Source organism: Nocardia arizonensis, assembly GCF_001310275.1.
In the GTDB taxonomy this organism is placed as follows: Bacteria; Actinomycetota; Actinomycetes; order Mycobacteriales; family Mycobacteriaceae; genus Nocardia; species Nocardia arizonensis.
In genome coordinates, this window is the sequence record NZ_LGYZ01000081.1 from 1 (window position 1) to 14,876 (window position 14,876).

Here is a 14,876-nt window from a genome sequence, read left to right on the forward strand (position 1 = left end):
GGCCCGCCGCCGCGCCCGACTCCGCCCGGGCGCGGACCCGCGCCGCCGCCGCCCACATAGCCGGGCGAGCCCGCGCCCGCGGTGGCGCGCACCGCGACCGCCTTGGTGCCCATCGCGCCCAGCGCCGCGGCCGCGACGAGGGTGCCGCCCGCCGCGGTCAGACCGGAACCGCCGGAACCGACGATCGCCACGGCCGGGGTGACCAGTCGCATGAGGGCGGGCAGGACGAAGGCGACGCTGCACAACAGCACGATGGCGACCAACATGCGCTGCGCCTCCTCACCTTCGGGCAGTCCGCTGGTGGAGGTCATCGAGTCGACATGGCCAGCGGTGGTGAACGCGATCATGTAGACGATGGCCGCCACCGGCTTGTACAGCATGAAGGCGATGATCCAGCCGACCAGTTTCTGATAGGACGACTTGCCGATATTCATCCCGGACGCGGCGGCCGCCAGTGGCAGTACACCCGCGGCGACGAGCAGCAGACCCTGGCGCACGATGGCCAGCACGATCTGCGCCAGCGCGCCGAGCAGGCCGACGATCGCGATGATCAGCACCAGCCCCGGCGAGAACGCCTGCAACTTGCTGGTCTTCACCATCAACTCGGCGAGATCCTTGGCATTGCCGTTGGTCGCGTCCTGGATCACCCACTCCGAGAAGCGGTCCGATGCCTGCGTGCCCGCGACGATCACCGCGCCGAGCATCCAGGAACTGAACACCACCCGCGCGAACATGCGGAACGATTCGGCCGCCTCGCTCACCGCCGCGCCGCGTCTGGCCTCGGCCAATCGCGCGCCTGTCAGGATCACCGAGGCTATGAGCAACAGTATCTGTATCTGATACGTGTAGTCGTTGATCTTGGTGAACAGCGAACCGTTGTCGCTGGCCGCCTCGTTGGGCACCTTCATCCAGAAGGTCAACGCCAGGATGATGGCCTCGCCGAGACCCTTCATCAGCGAATCGACCACCTTGCCGAAGGTGGAGTCCCACGCCTTGTCCTTGATGGCGGTCGCCGCGTCGCTCGGATGCGACGCGGCATTGCCCGCCTTGCACGCCGCCGAGGCCGCGTCGCCCAGCGAGACACCGGGCAGGCCGACGTTGTCGAGGGTGTCGTGGATCTCGTTGCAGGTGTCGTCGAAACCGTAGGTCTGGCCGTAGGCCACCGTCGGTGTCGCGATCATCACGGTGAAGATGACCGCGAGGATCGTCAGAAGCCGCCTCACCATTGTGTCCACCCCTCGCTGCGTCGCAGGGACCCGATCCGTAGCCGCTGTTCGCCTGCCACCGGCCCGAATGTCCGATCGTCTTCTCGCCGAACGACCGTCCGGCCCGCGCCCACCGCATCCGGTCGGCTGTTCATTGTCTCCCGTACCGGTGGCGGGTCGGCGGCGATCGCGGAATCCGGTGCACCACCGAAGATATGTTCCGCGTCACGCTCGTTATCCGCTGCCGCGCCGTCGATCCGGCGCGGCGCGAGCGGTCTCGGCATGCGGGACAACGGATTCGGCATCACAATGCGATTCGGCGGACCGATACGGCCTGCCCGGCGACGGATCACCACGCGGTCCACCCTTCGATCGATTCGATGTACTCGGTCTGGGAGCCACTGGTGGTCGAGGGCTTCAGGCGCCAGTCGCCCGCGTCCCAGACCATGACCAAACGCAGTGCCGCCCACAGTTGTTTGCCGTCAACGGACGGTCCCCGGGAGGCCAGCCGGATGATCGCGAGATCATCGGCGTAGTTCTCCACCTTGAACGCGTCGGAGGCGACGAAATAGCGGGTGACCCGCTCCGGCTGCTGTTTGGGCAGCCGATTCTCCTCCAGCGCCTTATCGTAGGCCGCGATCTGCGTCGCCGAGACCCGCACCTGCCGCAGATACAGTTCCCGGTCGGCCGGGCGGGCGTTGAGCCGGTAGGTGATCTGCGCCGCGGCCAGCACCGCGCCCTGCGGGGTGTGCGAATAGCCGACAGCCAAACCGTCTTCGATGCGGGTCGGCCCATCGGAGGTCGAGAACGGCACCGATGCGCCGTAGACGCGCTGCCAGCCGAACGGAGAGCGGGTGCCCTCGGGCGCCGCGGTCAGCCAGTCGCTGTCGGTGGGCTTGCGCTGACGCGAGGGATCCTGCGAAAGAGGTTGTCCGGCAGCGTTGTTAGGGATATCGATGCGCCTGCCGAGTATGTCCACCTCCGGCGAGGCGAATCCCTCACCGCCGGCCGCGGCCGCGGCGCTACCGCCCGCGTCCGCGATTTCCGAATCGTCACGCCCGAAATACATCACGATGCCGACCACCAGAATCAGTGCCAGCAGCGCCGCGGACGCGATGACACCGAAGGAGACGCGCTCGCGCGCGTAGGGCTCCTTCTGACTCACTTCGGTGCCTCCAATGTCACGATGTCGTCGGGTAGTTCATCGATGGCCTCGACGGGCCGCGCTGTCGATTCCGGATCGGGCAGTCGTAACCTCCAGTCCTGCTGGAACCATTCGACGGTGGTGTGGTTCACCGCCTTCGAACCGTCGGAGTACTCGGTGTAGACGTCCACGGCGGTCCGGTCCTCGGTGTACTCGGTGATCCGGTATCCGAGCAGCCGCGGCGCGTATTCCGGTGCGGCCGGACCGGTTATCGACAACTGCAACCGGTTGACCGACCACTCGTCGCGGGCCGGACCCGGGACGACCTCCCCGGCCACCACCTTCGGCCACTGATCGTCGGTGGCCACCGACAGGCGCACCGTATGGGTGATCGCGGCCACCGCGGCCCCCGGCGGGGAATGCTCGAACTCGACGGCGGCGCCGTCGGTGATCGACTTCGGCCCCTGCGCGGTCCGCGGCAGGGCGACGCCATGGAAGTCCTGCCAGCGCACCTGCGTCGGCGCGGCCGACAGGTCCGGCGCGGCGGGACCGTCGCCGCCCGCGCCGCATCCCGACACCGCCAACAGCGCGGCGCCGACCACACGCACCGCGTGCGACCGCATCACTGTGGAGTTCATCTCGCAACCGTCCCCATCAGGTACCGATCGCTCACGCCGGCAGGATGGCCAGCGCGATCGCGGAGGCCGTACTGGCCACCGTCGCGCCGATCAGACTCATCACAACCCCGTGGGTGGCGTCGTTGACCGCCATATCGCTGCGAACGGCGTTCCACAGCCTGCCCGCGGACAGGATCATCCACGCCAGGCAGACGAGCAGTACGAACCACAGCAGCCAATTCAGCAGCTGCATCAGCGGTTCGAGGACATCGGAGGGCATCTGTTTGTAGGCGAGCAGCTCGCTCGCGGTGATCCGCGCAGTGGACATGGCCGCCCTCAGGTTCCGATGACGGCGTTCATGATGGTGCCCGCGCTGGTGGCGACGACACCGCCGATCATCGCGCCCGCCACCATCTTCGGCGATTCGAGGCCGCCACCGGACCACCTCTCCCACGCGAACTTGCCGCCCGCGTAGACGATGCCGCAGATACCCGACAGCAGCACGAACCAGGTCAGATACCTGACCAGTTGCAGGATCTTCTCCGACCCGGGAGGCGCCTCCGGCGTCGGATTACCGACCTGGGCGAGAACGGTGCCGTACGTGTCCTGCACGGCGAGGAGAATCATGCTCATCGGCAACCCTTCTCGTTGGTGTGCGTCAACCCGGTGCTGGCCATTACGGCTCCTCCTCCTCGAAAGACGAACGGGCGTCGAGCTTTTCGCGGACCACGGCAACGATATCGGCGCCGAGTTCGCGAACCTCGACCGGGACCTCCTCGAGCGGATCGATCTTGCGCTTGCGCTCGGGCATGGGGTCGCCGGGCGACCAGACCGGCAATTGTTCGGCCTCGACCAGCGTCCATTCCTCGTACCACGGGACCTGCCACATCGGACCCGCCAGCGATCCCACCACATCGCGGTAGCGGCGGATCTCGGCCGGAATCCGGCCCGGTCGCGCGGCCACGGTGAGCAGGCCGATCACCTGCGACGGCCCCCCGAAGCCGAAATGGTGCTGGCGCAGCAGATCGTGCGCGCGGGTGAGCCCCGGGATCGTCTCCCTGGCCACGAGCACGACAAAGGGGGATTCACGCTCGAAGACGCCGGGCCAGCGGCGGCTCGAATCCGCCGCGGGCGCAAGCACATGCGCGAGCGTAGTGGCTCCGGCTCCGCCGTGCACACCGAGCAGCCAGACCAGCGGCGCGCGGCCGACGCCGGGCACCGGACGCTCCCACACCGGGGCGCGACGGGACTCCGGCGGCGCCACCACACCGACGGGCCGGGGATCGTGTTTGCGGGGAAGTCTCATGGCGGCGGTCATGATGCCACCCCCGCCAGCAACTCCGCGTACGCCCGCCTGGTCGACTCGGCGAGCGAGGTGTGCCGGACGAGTTCGCCGCGCGCCAGATGCGGATCGTAGGGAATCTCGCGAATATCGCGCACCCAGCCGGACAGATGTTCTCGCAAATGTTCGGCTACCCGATTGTCATCCCCCGGATACTGATGGGAGATGACAATCGTGGTGTCACCGACGATTCCGTCGCCCTGCCCCTCGACCGCAGACCCGTACTGGTCGTCCAGCCACTCCAAGCTCACCCGCAACCGATTGGCGGCATCGGTGCGTGCCGGGATCGCCAGCACCAGCGCCACGTCCGCGTCATCGAGCAGGGGTCGCAGTTGCTGTCCGGCAATCGGATTGCCACCGTCGTAGACCGCGGTGTAGCCCGCCTCGGTGACCGCGCGTGCCACCGTCAGATAGGTGGCGCGGCGACGCAGCGGCGCGGCGTCGCGCCACAGCAGTCCGATACCCGAGGTCGCCAGCGACAGACATTCCTTCAGCGGCGCGGGTTCGTCGCCACCGCGGCCGTAGAGCCAGGACTGGAGGCTGATCGGATGCAGATGTTCGTCGGCGCCGCGCAGAGCCAGATCACTGCCCGCCGCGGTCGCGTCCACCGCCACCGTCGGCGTACCCGCGAGTCCGAGTTCACCGGCGATGCCGAGCGCGGTCGTGGTGGTTCCCGCGCCGCCGCAGCCGCCGACCACGAGGATCGGCCGTTGAGCCACCTCGGCGTCGTCGTCTCGTCTGCGCCGCAGCCGCACCACCGGAGCCTTGGACCGCACTTGTCGGCCCGACGCCGCGCCCCGTTCCCGGGGCGCCTCGTCGAGCCAGCGGCTCCAGTCCTCTCCCATCGTTCTCAGCTCTCCTTATCCGGCCGCGATACCCGTGATCAGGGTGCGACCGCCGATCACCGCGGTGGTGACCGTCTGCCTGTTGTACGTGGCCGGTGCGCCGCCCGGCCGGTATTCGGTGACCTCGACCGAATACCTGTTGTCGGTGATCGTGACCACCCGCACGCAGTGCGTGGTCCCGGGCGGAATGCTGTCGATTCCGCGCTGGATCACCGCCGCCGCGGAGATCGGCGCGTCGGGTGCGACCACCTCGCGCGCCTGTTCACCCGAACGTGCGACGTAGTAAGCGTATTGGAAAGCGAGCACGGCGTCCGGCCCCGATTCGGTGCCGCCCGCCTCGGCGCCGCGCACCACCCCGACCGAGCGTTCGGTGGGGCAGTCCGCGGCCGCGTCGGCGCGGACGCTGCCCGCGGTGAACTGCATCGGCCGCGGCGCCGCGGTCTCACGTCCGCCCGCGCGCAGCAGCCACAGCACACCGAGACCCGCGACGACGAACAGCAGTACGATCACGAGCAACACCATCAGAAACCGCGCGCGCCGCGCCGCCGGATGCCTGCGCGCCGCGGTACGCAGCGCCGGATGCGCACCGGTGTGCGAGCGTTCGAGGGGACCGTCATCGATGTCGTCGTCCTCGGGCCACGGGAAGCGCACCGGACCGCTCGGGCGGGGTTCGTAGTCGTCGTCGGGTCCGGGCGCGTGGTCGGCGGCCACCCAGTCCGACCAGCCGCCGACGAATTCGCTGCGCCGCGCGGGCAGGTCGGTGGGCACCTCGACGGGACCGCGTGAGCGCTCGGGATCGTCCTCGCCGATGTGGGCCGGATGGCGGGCCTGCCCCTCGTCTCCGGGTTGCGGCGGCGACGCGCTCGTCGTGTCCTCGGCGGACGGGGCGGACGTCGAGTCCGGTTCCAGCGCGCCGTACCAGCGCGACAGTTCTTTGTACGGCTTCAACATTCCCCCATTCCCGCAGCGCAGGGCACGTGGTGTCGCATCGTCGGACCTCTCGGCGATCAGTTCGTGGCGAACGGGTAGACGTTGTCGGCGGTGCCGGGTCGCTCGGTGGGCGGGTTCGAGGTCGCGCCGCCGGATGCGGCGCCACCGGCTCCCGTCCCGAACGGAAATTGTCCCGTACCGGACGAATTCGGTGTAGCCGACGCGCCGGTTCCGTCACCTGAGAATCCGGCCACTCGCTTGCTACCCTGTACGACGGCACCCGTGCCGTAACTGCGGGCCAGATCCCTGGCGAGTGCGGCGAACCAGTCCGCGACGAACCGGGTCGGCGCCTCGCCGTTGGTCACGGCGGCCCCGGTGCTGTAGGCGCCGTGCCGCTGCACCGTGTCCCAGTAGCGCACCCATGTCGTGAGATCGAGCAGTTCGCGATTGTCGGTGAAGTTCTGCTCCACCGCCCGGTATGCCTGGTTCACCAGGCGCGAGACCGTCGTCGGCGGCACGAGTTCCGGGATCGCCCCGGCCAGTTTCGTGCCGAGCAGCGTCATTCCGGCCGCGGGATTCGCCAGTCCGGCGGTGGCCAGCTCGGAGATCGCGGCCGGGCTCAGCACGGTGCGCACGACGGTGGCGACCGCGTTCAGCCCGATCATCCCGACCCGCAGCAGCGCCCGCACCGCGGCGGCGGCATCGAGCGGCGCGCGCGGATCGGAGGCGTCGGCGATGCGCTGGGAGATCGATTCGCGCGGGCTGATGGACAGATTCGACAGCGTGGTGCCCTGCACGTCCTGGGTGGCGACCGCCGCCACGGTCTTGATCGAGGTGTAGGCCAGTGCCTGGGAGATCGAGACCAGCGAGGCGATCGGATCACCGCCGCTGAGCGTGGTCTGCCCGGCGACATTGGCGACCGCGCGCAGGATCGGCGAGCCGGTCGGCGCGTCGCAGGCCAGATCGCCCGCCGCGCAAAAGCTGGCGACCCGTCCGGTGAGCGCCGCGAAATTCGGCGCCTTGTCCCGTTCCGGGCCGATTCCGCCGCCCGCCGCCGGGGCGACCGGCAGCGCCGCGACCTCGGCCATATCCGCGCCGTCGGTGCCGGGCGCCGGATCGGGACTCTGTTTGCCCGGCGCGCCGGGGAACAGCGGCGCACCGGGATTGCGGGTCGGATCGGCGAACAACGCCACCGCGGCGACGCGATCGGCCGGGATCACCCCGGAACCCTTGCCCACCTCCTGGGCGAACATCGAGGCGACGTGGGCTCCCTGCGAATAGCCCACGATGGCGAATCGGGTGGCGGCACAACGATCGGCGACCTGTTTGGCCATGGTGCGCAAGCGCACGAGTCCGCCCGCGACCGAGTCGACGTACGGGGTGACGCTCTTGGCGTCGACGCCGCCGAAGGCGGATTCGTATGGCACGTAGGCGCGGTCGACGAGTCCGGGTTGCGGCGCCGCGGCCATCATCGGACGAAAGACCGTGGACAGCATGCCCGTGTCGGTCGTCGGCGCGGCGTCCGGTGAGGACTCTCCCGTGCCCTGCACACCGAGCGCGTAGAGCGCGGGACAGGTCTCGATGACCAGATCCGTCGACGGCGCTGACGGCGCAACGGGATTCGAGGGTTGCGCGAAGGCCGGAGCCGCCGTCGGGATCGCCACAGCAACGGCGATTGCGACGAGCATCCCCGGTATTCGCGCGGTGTAATCAGTCATAGCGATCCGCAATCAATCTCGTGTTGCCGCAGTTACCCTCAACGCCATGAAACGCAATAGACGGTAACAGATTCCGGCTATGACCGGTGACACGACGAAAACTTTCCGCGAAACGCCGATGCGGACCACGCGCGCGGCGGCGCGCCAACCGTGTAGTGTCGGCAAGTTTCCGATCGATTCGCCCGTGACGCAACAGAGTCGTCAAGCGCCCGAAACATCATGCGCCGGCGGCCGTCGGACACTCGCGGGGCCGGTCACCGCGAATCGGCTGATCTCCGGCGACTCCGCAATGCGCGGCGAATCCTTCGCGCGCACGCGAGATCACCGAGAGTCGTTACCGCCCCGAGCGATTCACCGCCCACACACCGCACCGCGGCGCGCGGCGCACCCGCCGCGCGGCGGTCAGGTCGCCGAGGTGACGCGGTAGACGTCGTAGACGCCCTCGACATTGCGCACCACGTTGAGCAGATGCCCGAGATGTTTCGGATCGCCCATCTCGAAGGTGAACTTGCTGATGGCGACCCGGTCGCCGTGTGTGGTGACCGAGGCGGACAGGATGTTGACCCTCTCGTCGGCCAGCACCTTGGTCACATCGGAGAGCAGCCGGGTGCGGTCTAGCGCCTCGATCTGGATCGCCACCAGGAACACCGACGACGGCGAGGGCGCCCACTCCACGTCGATGATGCGCTCGGACTGGTCGCGCAGCGATCCGGCGTTGGTGCAGTCGGTGCGGTGCACGCTCACCGCGCCGCCGCGGGTGACGAAGCCCATGATCTCGTCGCCCGGCACCGGGGTGCAGCATTTGGCCAGCTTCGCCACCGTGCCCTGGGCGCCGGGAATCAGCACGCCCGCGTCGCCGATGGTGCGCTGCCGGGCCGGGGTGGTCGAGGGTGTCGACCGCTCGGCCAGTTCGTTCTCCACGTCGCCGATGCCGCCGAGTTGGGCCATCAGCCGCTGCACGACATGATGCGCGGAGACCTGGTGCTCGCCGACCGCGGTGTAGAGGGTGGAGATGTCGGAGTAGTGCAGTTCGTGGGCGACCGCGGTCATGGCGTCGACGCTCATCAGACGCTGCAACGGCAGACCGACCCGGCGGACCTCCTTGGAGATCTGCTCCTTGCCGTTCTCCAGCGCCTCCTCGCGGCGCTCCTTGGCGAACCACTGCCGGATCTTGGCCTTGGCGCGCGGGGAGACCACGAAGTTCTGCCAGTCCCGACTCGGACCGGCGTTCTGCGCCTTGGAGGTGAAAACCTCGACCACTTCACCGTTTTCGAGCTGACGCTCCAGCGCGACCAGCCTGCCGTTGACCCGCGCCCCGATGCATTTGTGCCCGACCTCGGTGTGCACCGCGTACGCGAAATCGACCGGAGTCGACTTCTGCGGCAACGTGATCACGTCACCCTTGGGCGTGAAGACGAAGATCTCCGGCGACTTCAGGTCGAAACGCAGCGACTCCAGGAACTCCGCCGGATCGGCGGCCTCCCGCTGCCAGTCGAGCAGCTGGCGCATCCAGGCCATGTCGTCGACTTCGGTGCTGTCGGTGGAGTGCTTGCCGCGGGTCTCCTTGTACCGCCAGTGCGCGGCGATACCGAACTCCGCGGTGCGGTGCATGTCCTGGGTGCGGATCTGCACCTCCAGCGGTTTGCCGTCCGGCCCGACCACCGTCGTGTGCAACGACTGGTAGACGCCGTAGCGCGGTTGGGCGATGTAGTCCTTGAACCGGCCCGCCATCGGCTGCCACAGCGAATGCACCACGCCGACAGCGGCGTAGCAGTCGCGCACCTCGTCACACAGGATGCGAATGCCGACCAGATCGTGGATGTCGTCGAAATCCTTACCCTTGACGATCATCTTCTGATAGATCGACCAGTAGTGCTTCGGGCGACCCTCCACGATCGCGTTGATCCGCGACGCGGCCAAGGTGTTGACGATCTCGGCGCGCACCTTGGCCAGATAGGTGTCACGCGATGGCGCGCGATCGGCCACCAGACGCACGATTTCGTCGTACTTCTTGGGATGCAAGATCGCGAACGCGAGATCCTCGAGCTCCCACTTGACCGTCGCCATTCCGAGGCGATGGGCGAGCGGGGCGATGACCTCGAGTGTCTCCTTGGCCTTCTTGGCCTGCTTCTCCGGCGGCAGGAAGCGCATGGTGCGCATGTTGTGCAGGCGGTCGGCGACCTTGATGACCAGTACGCGCGGATCGCGCGCCATCGCGATGATCATCTTGCGGATGGTCTCGGCCTCCGCGGCCGCGCCGAGGTTGACCTTGTCGAGTTTGGTCACGCCGTCGACCAGATGGGCGACCTCCTGACCGAAATCGGCGGTCAGCTGCTCGAGCGAATAGCCGGTGTCCTCGACGGTGTCGTGCAGCAGCGCGGCGACCAGCGTCGTGGTGTCCATGCCGAGTTCGGCGAGGATATTGGCGACCGCGAGCGGATGTGTGATGTAGGGATCGCCGGATTTGCGGAACTGGTGCGCGTGCCGCTCGTCGGCCACGTCGAAAGCGCGTTGCAGCAGCGTCAGATTGGCCTTCGGGTACAGCTCGCGGTGCACCGTGGCCAGCGGTTCCAGCACCGGCTTGACCGCGGCGATACCGCGCTGACCGGTCATCCGGCGGGCCAGCCGTGCCCGCACGCGGCGCGAGGCCGAGGTGGGCACGGCGGCCGAGGCGCCCGCAGGCCGCTGTGGCGCGGTGTCGGCGGCCGGACGCGACGCGGACGGTATCTCGGGGGCCGCCGCGGCGGGCTCGGACCCCGCCGATTGCTCGACGTTCACCTCATCCAGATGCTGAGTCATGCCACCGCCTCTCCACACCGCGATCGGACCACCGTATCCGAACGCTGCAACCGCCCAGACCACAACTTTAGTCCGGTGCGCGGACATGCGTGGGCCCGCGGTTGCCGGAGCGCGATACTAGCGGCTCGCCACCGGTCGCAGGGCGGATCGGCGCAGGAAGGACCGGCCCTCGAGGGCTGGGTCCGGCGGGAGCTCGAACAAGTCGAGCACGGTCGGGGTGATATCGACCAAGGTGATGTCGGTCGCGGTGGCGCCCGCCGCGAAATCGGGTCCGCGGGCGATGACGAAGGTGGCGGTCTCGTCCGGGGTCGTCCCGCCGTGCCCGCCCGCCGGGCGGTGGCCGTGATCGGTGGTGACCAGGATCGTCCACGCCTCCTCCGTATGGGCGGCGGCGCGGGCGTCGACAGCGGCCACGATCCGCGCGACCTGCGCGTCCACCCGGGAGATCGCGTCGAGATAGGCGGCCGAACGCGCGCCGCCCGCGAAGTGGCCCGCGTGATCGACCTGGTCGAGGTGGGTGAAGAGGAGATCGGGGGCATAGCGGGTGATGGCGGTGACGACCCCGTCGGCGGTCGCGGCGTCGGTGCGCGATTCGTCCCCGTCGCCGGGCACCGGCGCGGTGGTGACGACGACATCGGCGCGTGGATCACCGCTGCCCGCCATGACGGCGATCATGTCCCAGGTCGCGACGCAGTGCGTCTTCGATTCGGGGCGCGCCTGCGCGAGCCGGGTGAAGACGGTGGGATGGGCCGCGAACGGGCGGGCGTCGAACGAGTTGCCGGTGATGCCGTGCGTGCGATCCCAGACCCCGGTCAGCACGGTCGCCCAGGACGGGCCCGAGACGCTGATGTGCGAACCGAGCGAGCCACGCGCCAGCAAACCCTCCTCCGCCAGGCGCGGCAAGGCGGTGGCGCCCGCCTGCCGCACCCGGGTCCACAGCATTCCGTCGATGCCGATGAGCACGACCTTCGCGCAGCGCGCGGCGGCGCGGACGGGCGCGGCGGGCAGGAGTGCGGCGGTGGTCACCGCGACCGATCTCGCCAGCAACTGCCTGCGTTTCATACCGTGCACCATGCGGTGCGCGGCCGTGGCGGCGACAGGGTCCGCGCGGGGAGTTCATGGACGTTTCACCGCCCGCGTGAGCGCGCGTCGCCTCGCTGAACGACATTTGAACAGGCGATAGCGTCCGGCTATACCCACACCTCACACGCGGGTGCACGACTGGTGAACGCGAGCGGTCCCCGAGTGCGGTTCGTCTGCGCGAGCACGGGCGGGTCCGCTATCGGGCCGCGAACGCCCAGACCGCCGCCGGGCGTCCGGTGGCCTTGGTGCGGCGGCGTTCGGCGGTGCGCTCTAGTCCAGGAATCGTCGCCAGCGTGCGATTGAGATTGGCCGGATCGGGCCGCGCGCCGACGAGTGCGGCGCTCAGTTCGACCGCGCGGGTGGCGGGGAATTCCTCGCCGGTGAGCGCACGGGTGAACGGCAGGTCCTTCCACAGCAGCCGGGCCAGATACCCGCGCGCGACCTCCACGATGCGATTGTGGTCGAAGGCCAGCGCGGGCACATCGTCGAAGGGCACCCACCGCGCCGCGCCGTCCCGGTGCGGTGCCACCACGGCCCACATGGCGATGGACAGGGTGGGACCGCGCGGGTCGCGCGCGGGTTCGTCGAAGGTCACCAGCTGACCGACCGCGCCGATGGCCGCCTCGGGCACCCCGAGTTTGGCGTGCACCGCGCGGCGGGCCGCCAGCGCCAGCCGTTCACCGCGGCCGAGCAGCACACCGGGCAGGGCGAGCTCGCCGGCGAACGGCGCGTGCGCGCGGGGTGCGATGCCGAAGGTGACACCGGAATCCTCGGGCCAGTACCGCAGTGTCACGACATCGACCGAGACCACCGATTGCTCCACGGCGCACCATCCTGCCGTATGGACGCGCCCGCCCGCCGCCCCGCCTCGGACACCGACGGGTCCGCCCGGCTCAATGCCCGGGTTCGGTCGAGGATTCGGCGAGTATCCGCGCGCGGCGATCGGTGCGGTCGGGACCGTCGGAGACGAGCAGAACCGGAACTCCGGTTTGCTTCTCCAGCCATCCGACGCGATCGGCGGGCAGGTCCGCCAGCACGGGTTCGGCGGTGCGCAGTACCTCGGTGAGCAGGCTCTGGTGGCTCAGATCGCGCCACCGGCCCAGCGGCAGGTCGGTGCGGATTCCGGTCGGCGTGCGGTATCCGGTCGCGGCGCGCACCGTATCCGGTGCGTCCAGATGGGTCAGCGCGAGCCCGTCGATGCCGCCGCAGGCCGCGACGGCGTAGCGCAGCAGGATCGGGTCGGCGTGACCGACCCGGAAGGGGCCCTGATAGGGGCCGTCGACATTGTGGGGTTCGGCAATCTCGAGGGCGGCGTCCTCGGTCGGGAACGGGCCCGCGCCGTGCCGGGTCGCGTAGGTGCGGGTCACGCCGAGAATGTGTGCGGTCGCGCCGATCTCGGCGAGCACGGCACGGGCGCCGCTCGGTTCGACCGTCGACCAGGTGGTGTGCGGGTGGAACCCGCGCCATTCGTCCAGCAGCACGCCCTGGGCGCCCTCGAAGATCAGGCGCCCGCGTGCGGCGAGGGCGGCGAGCTCACCCGGTCCGACTATCCTTACCGCGGCGGCGAATTCGCGATACGCCGCCACCAGAGCGGCGACGGGCTCGTGTCCGTACGGGCCGTCGCCGATGAGATCCGCGTACCACGCGGCGAGCAGATCCAGCTTCCGTTCGAGCACCGCGGGCCGCAGACAGTCCGCGACCCGCGGCGCGTCGTGTTCCAGTGCGTAGCGGGCCGTTTCACCGATCCCCCGACCGCACGACCCGTGTCGCGCCGCGCCACGCGCCGCTTCGCGGGCACGGTTGGCGGCGATATGGATCGGCGTGGTGAGCAGGGCGCGACCGTCGACGCGCAACAGCCGCAGCGGATTCGCGACACCCAGGTCGGACAGTCGCCGCGCCTCGGCGGCCAAGGCGATGGGTTCGACGAGCATGTACCGCGAAAGCAGGGTCGGCACGTCCGCGAAGGTGCCGGAGCCGAATTGGGCGAAGGTGTGGCATCGACCGTCCGCGATCACCGTGTGCGCCGCCTGCGCACCGCCGTTGAAGCGGACCACGGCCGAGACCGGCACCGGGGCGGGGGCGGCGCAGAGCCAGTCCACCGTCGCCCCCTTGCCCGCGTCTCCGAAGCCGAGATCGACCACGACGACGTGCCCGTCGAGCAGCGAATTCACGCCGCCCCGCCCGGTAGTGCCCGCGGCGCGCCGACACCGTTGCCGCCCAGCGCCTTTCCGACCGCGGCGGCCTCGGCGGTCGAACCGACGTCGCGCAGATCGGCCAGGCCCGTGGACAGGTCGACGCGGTCCTCCCCCAATCCGATGGTCAGCGCGATGAGTTCGCAGACGGCGGCGGGATCGTCGAGCTTCATGAAATTCTGCCCGAGCAGATCGCGCCAGTGCCTCTCGATCTCGGGATCGTCGTAGTAGCTCGACTGGTCGGGCAGGATGTAGTACACGTGCCATCTGTCGGCGAGTTGCCGGTAGATCGAGCTCACCTCGACATCGGTGCGGACATGATCGCCGATGACACCGCGAATATGCCGCGACGCCAGCCGCGCCTTGTTCATCTCGTCGCCGATCAGGAACAGGTAGCCGCGGCGGCGGCGCTTCTCCCAGGCGTCGGTGACGACATGTGTCGCCATGAAATACGCGGCCAATTCGTAGCTTTCGGATTTCTGACCGCCACCGCCGCCCTCGAGCAGGATGCGGCGCAGTTGTTCGTCCATCCGGTTGTCGGATTCGAACTGTCCGACCTGCAAGGGCACCCGGTCGGTATCGGCGTCGCCGATCGCCCCGAACAGGATCTGCGGATCGTCGGCATAGCCCTTGGCCCGCAGCAGTCCGTGCAGTCGCCCGAGTTTGGCCTGCATGATGATCGGCACCTGCCCCATCGAGCCGGTGACGTCGAACAGCACCGCGACCGGCAGCGCCGCACCGTGTTCGGCCGAGTCACGGCATTCGCGCATCCCCACCCCGAGCGGGTCGAGGTCGGGATGCGCGGTCCACGCGGCGCGCGGCGTGTCGCGCATCTCGGCGGTGTAGCCGAAGTCGTCGAGCCCTCGGCTGGCGCGGTAGGTCTTCGCCGCGTGATACGCCGTGTCATCCCAGTATCCGTATCCCATCTCGGTTCTCCTCGCCTCGGGATGATTTTAGTGTAAAGGACTAAAACTCACGGGTCAAGGGAGCCGGAGGTCCCG

Annotated in this window: 14 protein-coding genes; all 14 read right to left on the bottom strand. The window is 69.2% G+C overall.

All coding sequences use genetic code 11. The annotated features are described in order from the left end of the window. Nucleotides 1–1,226 (bottom strand): hypothetical protein (locus APZ21_RS15515; RefSeq protein WP_054814027.1); only part of this gene is annotated, 1,226 nt, incomplete at its 3' end. Between the two features lie 328 nt (nucleotides 1,227–1,554). Further along, nucleotides 1,555–2,370: a DUF8175 domain-containg protein gene (locus tag APZ21_RS15525; protein ID WP_054814029.1), complete on the bottom strand. Its 816-nt coding sequence runs from the start codon at nucleotides 2,368–2,370 to the stop codon at nucleotides 1,555–1,557. Further along, nucleotides 2,367–2,987: a DUF8175 domain-containg protein gene (locus APZ21_RS15530; RefSeq protein ID WP_239476649.1), complete on the bottom strand. Its 621-nt coding sequence runs from the start codon at nucleotides 2,985–2,987 to the stop codon at nucleotides 2,367–2,369. Before APZ21_RS15530 ends, APZ21_RS15525 begins: the two co-directional genes overlap by 4 nt. Before the next feature lie 31 nt (nucleotides 2,988–3,018). After that, the gene (locus tag APZ21_RS15535; RefSeq protein ID WP_054814030.1) at nucleotides 3,019–3,294 is read right to left on the bottom strand and encodes a hypothetical protein; all 276 of its coding nucleotides are present in this window, start codon (nucleotides 3,292–3,294) and stop codon (nucleotides 3,019–3,021) included. A gap of 8 nt (nucleotides 3,295–3,302) precedes the next feature. Then, nucleotides 3,303–3,599, bottom strand: coding sequence for a hypothetical protein (locus APZ21_RS15540; RefSeq protein WP_054814031.1), 297 nt, complete (start codon nucleotides 3,597–3,599; stop codon nucleotides 3,303–3,305). 43 nt (nucleotides 3,600–3,642) lie between these two features. Then, nucleotides 3,643–4,284, bottom strand: coding sequence for a hypothetical protein (locus APZ21_RS15545; protein WP_054814032.1), 642 nt, complete (start codon nucleotides 4,282–4,284; stop codon nucleotides 3,643–3,645). Then, nucleotides 4,281–5,153 (bottom strand): MinD/ParA family ATP-binding protein, encoded by an 873-nt coding sequence (locus tag APZ21_RS15550; RefSeq protein WP_054814033.1) that lies wholly within the window; start codon nucleotides 5,151–5,153, stop codon nucleotides 4,281–4,283. The genes APZ21_RS15545 and APZ21_RS15550 overlap by 4 nt, the downstream gene beginning before the upstream one ends. Before the next feature lie 15 nt (nucleotides 5,154–5,168). Further along, nucleotides 5,169–6,104 carry a DUF8176 domain-containing protein gene (locus tag APZ21_RS15555; RefSeq protein WP_054814034.1) on the bottom strand — a complete coding sequence of 312 codons (936 nt, stop codon included), beginning with the start codon at nucleotides 6,102–6,104 and terminating at the stop codon, nucleotides 5,169–5,171. A 56-nt stretch (nucleotides 6,105–6,160) separates the two neighbouring features. Then, a complete protein-coding gene (locus APZ21_RS15560; RefSeq protein ID WP_054814035.1) occupies nucleotides 6,161–7,801 on the bottom strand; it encodes a cutinase family protein in 1,641 nt (546 codons plus the stop codon). A gap of 402 nt (nucleotides 7,802–8,203) precedes the next feature. Next, nucleotides 8,204–10,600, bottom strand: a complete 2,397-nt coding sequence (locus APZ21_RS15570) for a RelA/SpoT family protein (protein WP_054814037.1) — start codon at nucleotides 10,598–10,600, stop codon at nucleotides 8,204–8,206. A gap of 117 nt (nucleotides 10,601–10,717) precedes the next feature. Then, on the bottom strand, nucleotides 10,718–11,662 hold the full coding sequence (locus tag APZ21_RS15575) for an alkaline phosphatase family protein (RefSeq protein ID WP_054814366.1): 945 nt from the start codon (nucleotides 11,660–11,662) through the stop codon (nucleotides 10,718–10,720). Between the two features lie 217 nt (nucleotides 11,663–11,879). Then, complete coding sequence (locus tag APZ21_RS15580; RefSeq protein ID WP_054814038.1) at nucleotides 11,880–12,506, bottom strand: NUDIX hydrolase; 627 nt, start codon at nucleotides 12,504–12,506, stop codon at nucleotides 11,880–11,882. A gap of 70 nt (nucleotides 12,507–12,576) precedes the next feature. Next, nucleotides 12,577–13,854 (bottom strand): adenylosuccinate synthetase, encoded by a 1,278-nt coding sequence (locus tag APZ21_RS15585; protein ID WP_054814039.1) that lies wholly within the window; start codon nucleotides 13,852–13,854, stop codon nucleotides 12,577–12,579. Beyond that, on the bottom strand, nucleotides 13,851–14,801 hold the full coding sequence (locus APZ21_RS34065; protein ID WP_054814040.1) for a hypothetical protein: 951 nt from the start codon (nucleotides 14,799–14,801) through the stop codon (nucleotides 13,851–13,853). Before APZ21_RS34065 ends, APZ21_RS15585 begins: the two co-directional genes overlap by 4 nt. Nucleotides 14,802–14,876 lie beyond the last annotated feature (75 nt).

Coding starts and splice junctions, on each gene's coding strand:
- APZ21_RS15570 (WP_054814037.1), bottom strand. CDS start 10,600: ATGACTCAGCATCTGGATGAGGTGAACGTCGAGCAATCGGCGGGGTCC.
- APZ21_RS15555 (WP_054814034.1), bottom strand. CDS start 6,104: ATGTTGAAGCCGTACAAAGAACTGTCGCGCTGGTACGGCGCGCTGGAA.
- APZ21_RS15550 (WP_054814033.1), bottom strand. CDS start 5,153: ATGGGAGAGGACTGGAGCCGCTGGCTCGACGAGGCGCCCCGGGAACGG.
- APZ21_RS15535 (WP_054814030.1), bottom strand. CDS start 3,294: ATGTCCACTGCGCGGATCACCGCGAGCGAGCTGCTCGCCTACAAACAG.
- APZ21_RS15545 (WP_054814032.1), bottom strand. CDS start 4,284: ATGACCGCCGCCATGAGACTTCCCCGCAAACACGATCCCCGGCCCGTC.
- APZ21_RS15540 (WP_054814031.1), bottom strand. CDS start 3,599: ATGAGCATGATTCTCCTCGCCGTGCAGGACACGTACGGCACCGTTCTC.
- APZ21_RS15530 (WP_239476649.1), bottom strand. CDS start 2,987: ATGAACTCCACAGTGATGCGGTCGCACGCGGTGCGTGTGGTCGGCGCC.
- APZ21_RS34065 (WP_054814040.1), bottom strand. CDS start 14,801: ATGGGATACGGATACTGGGATGACACGGCGTATCACGCGGCGAAGACC.
- APZ21_RS15575 (WP_054814366.1), bottom strand. CDS start 11,662: ATGAAACGCAGGCAGTTGCTGGCGAGATCGGTCGCGGTGACCACCGCC.
- APZ21_RS15560 (WP_054814035.1), bottom strand. CDS start 7,801: ATGACTGATTACACCGCGCGAATACCGGGGATGCTCGTCGCAATCGCC.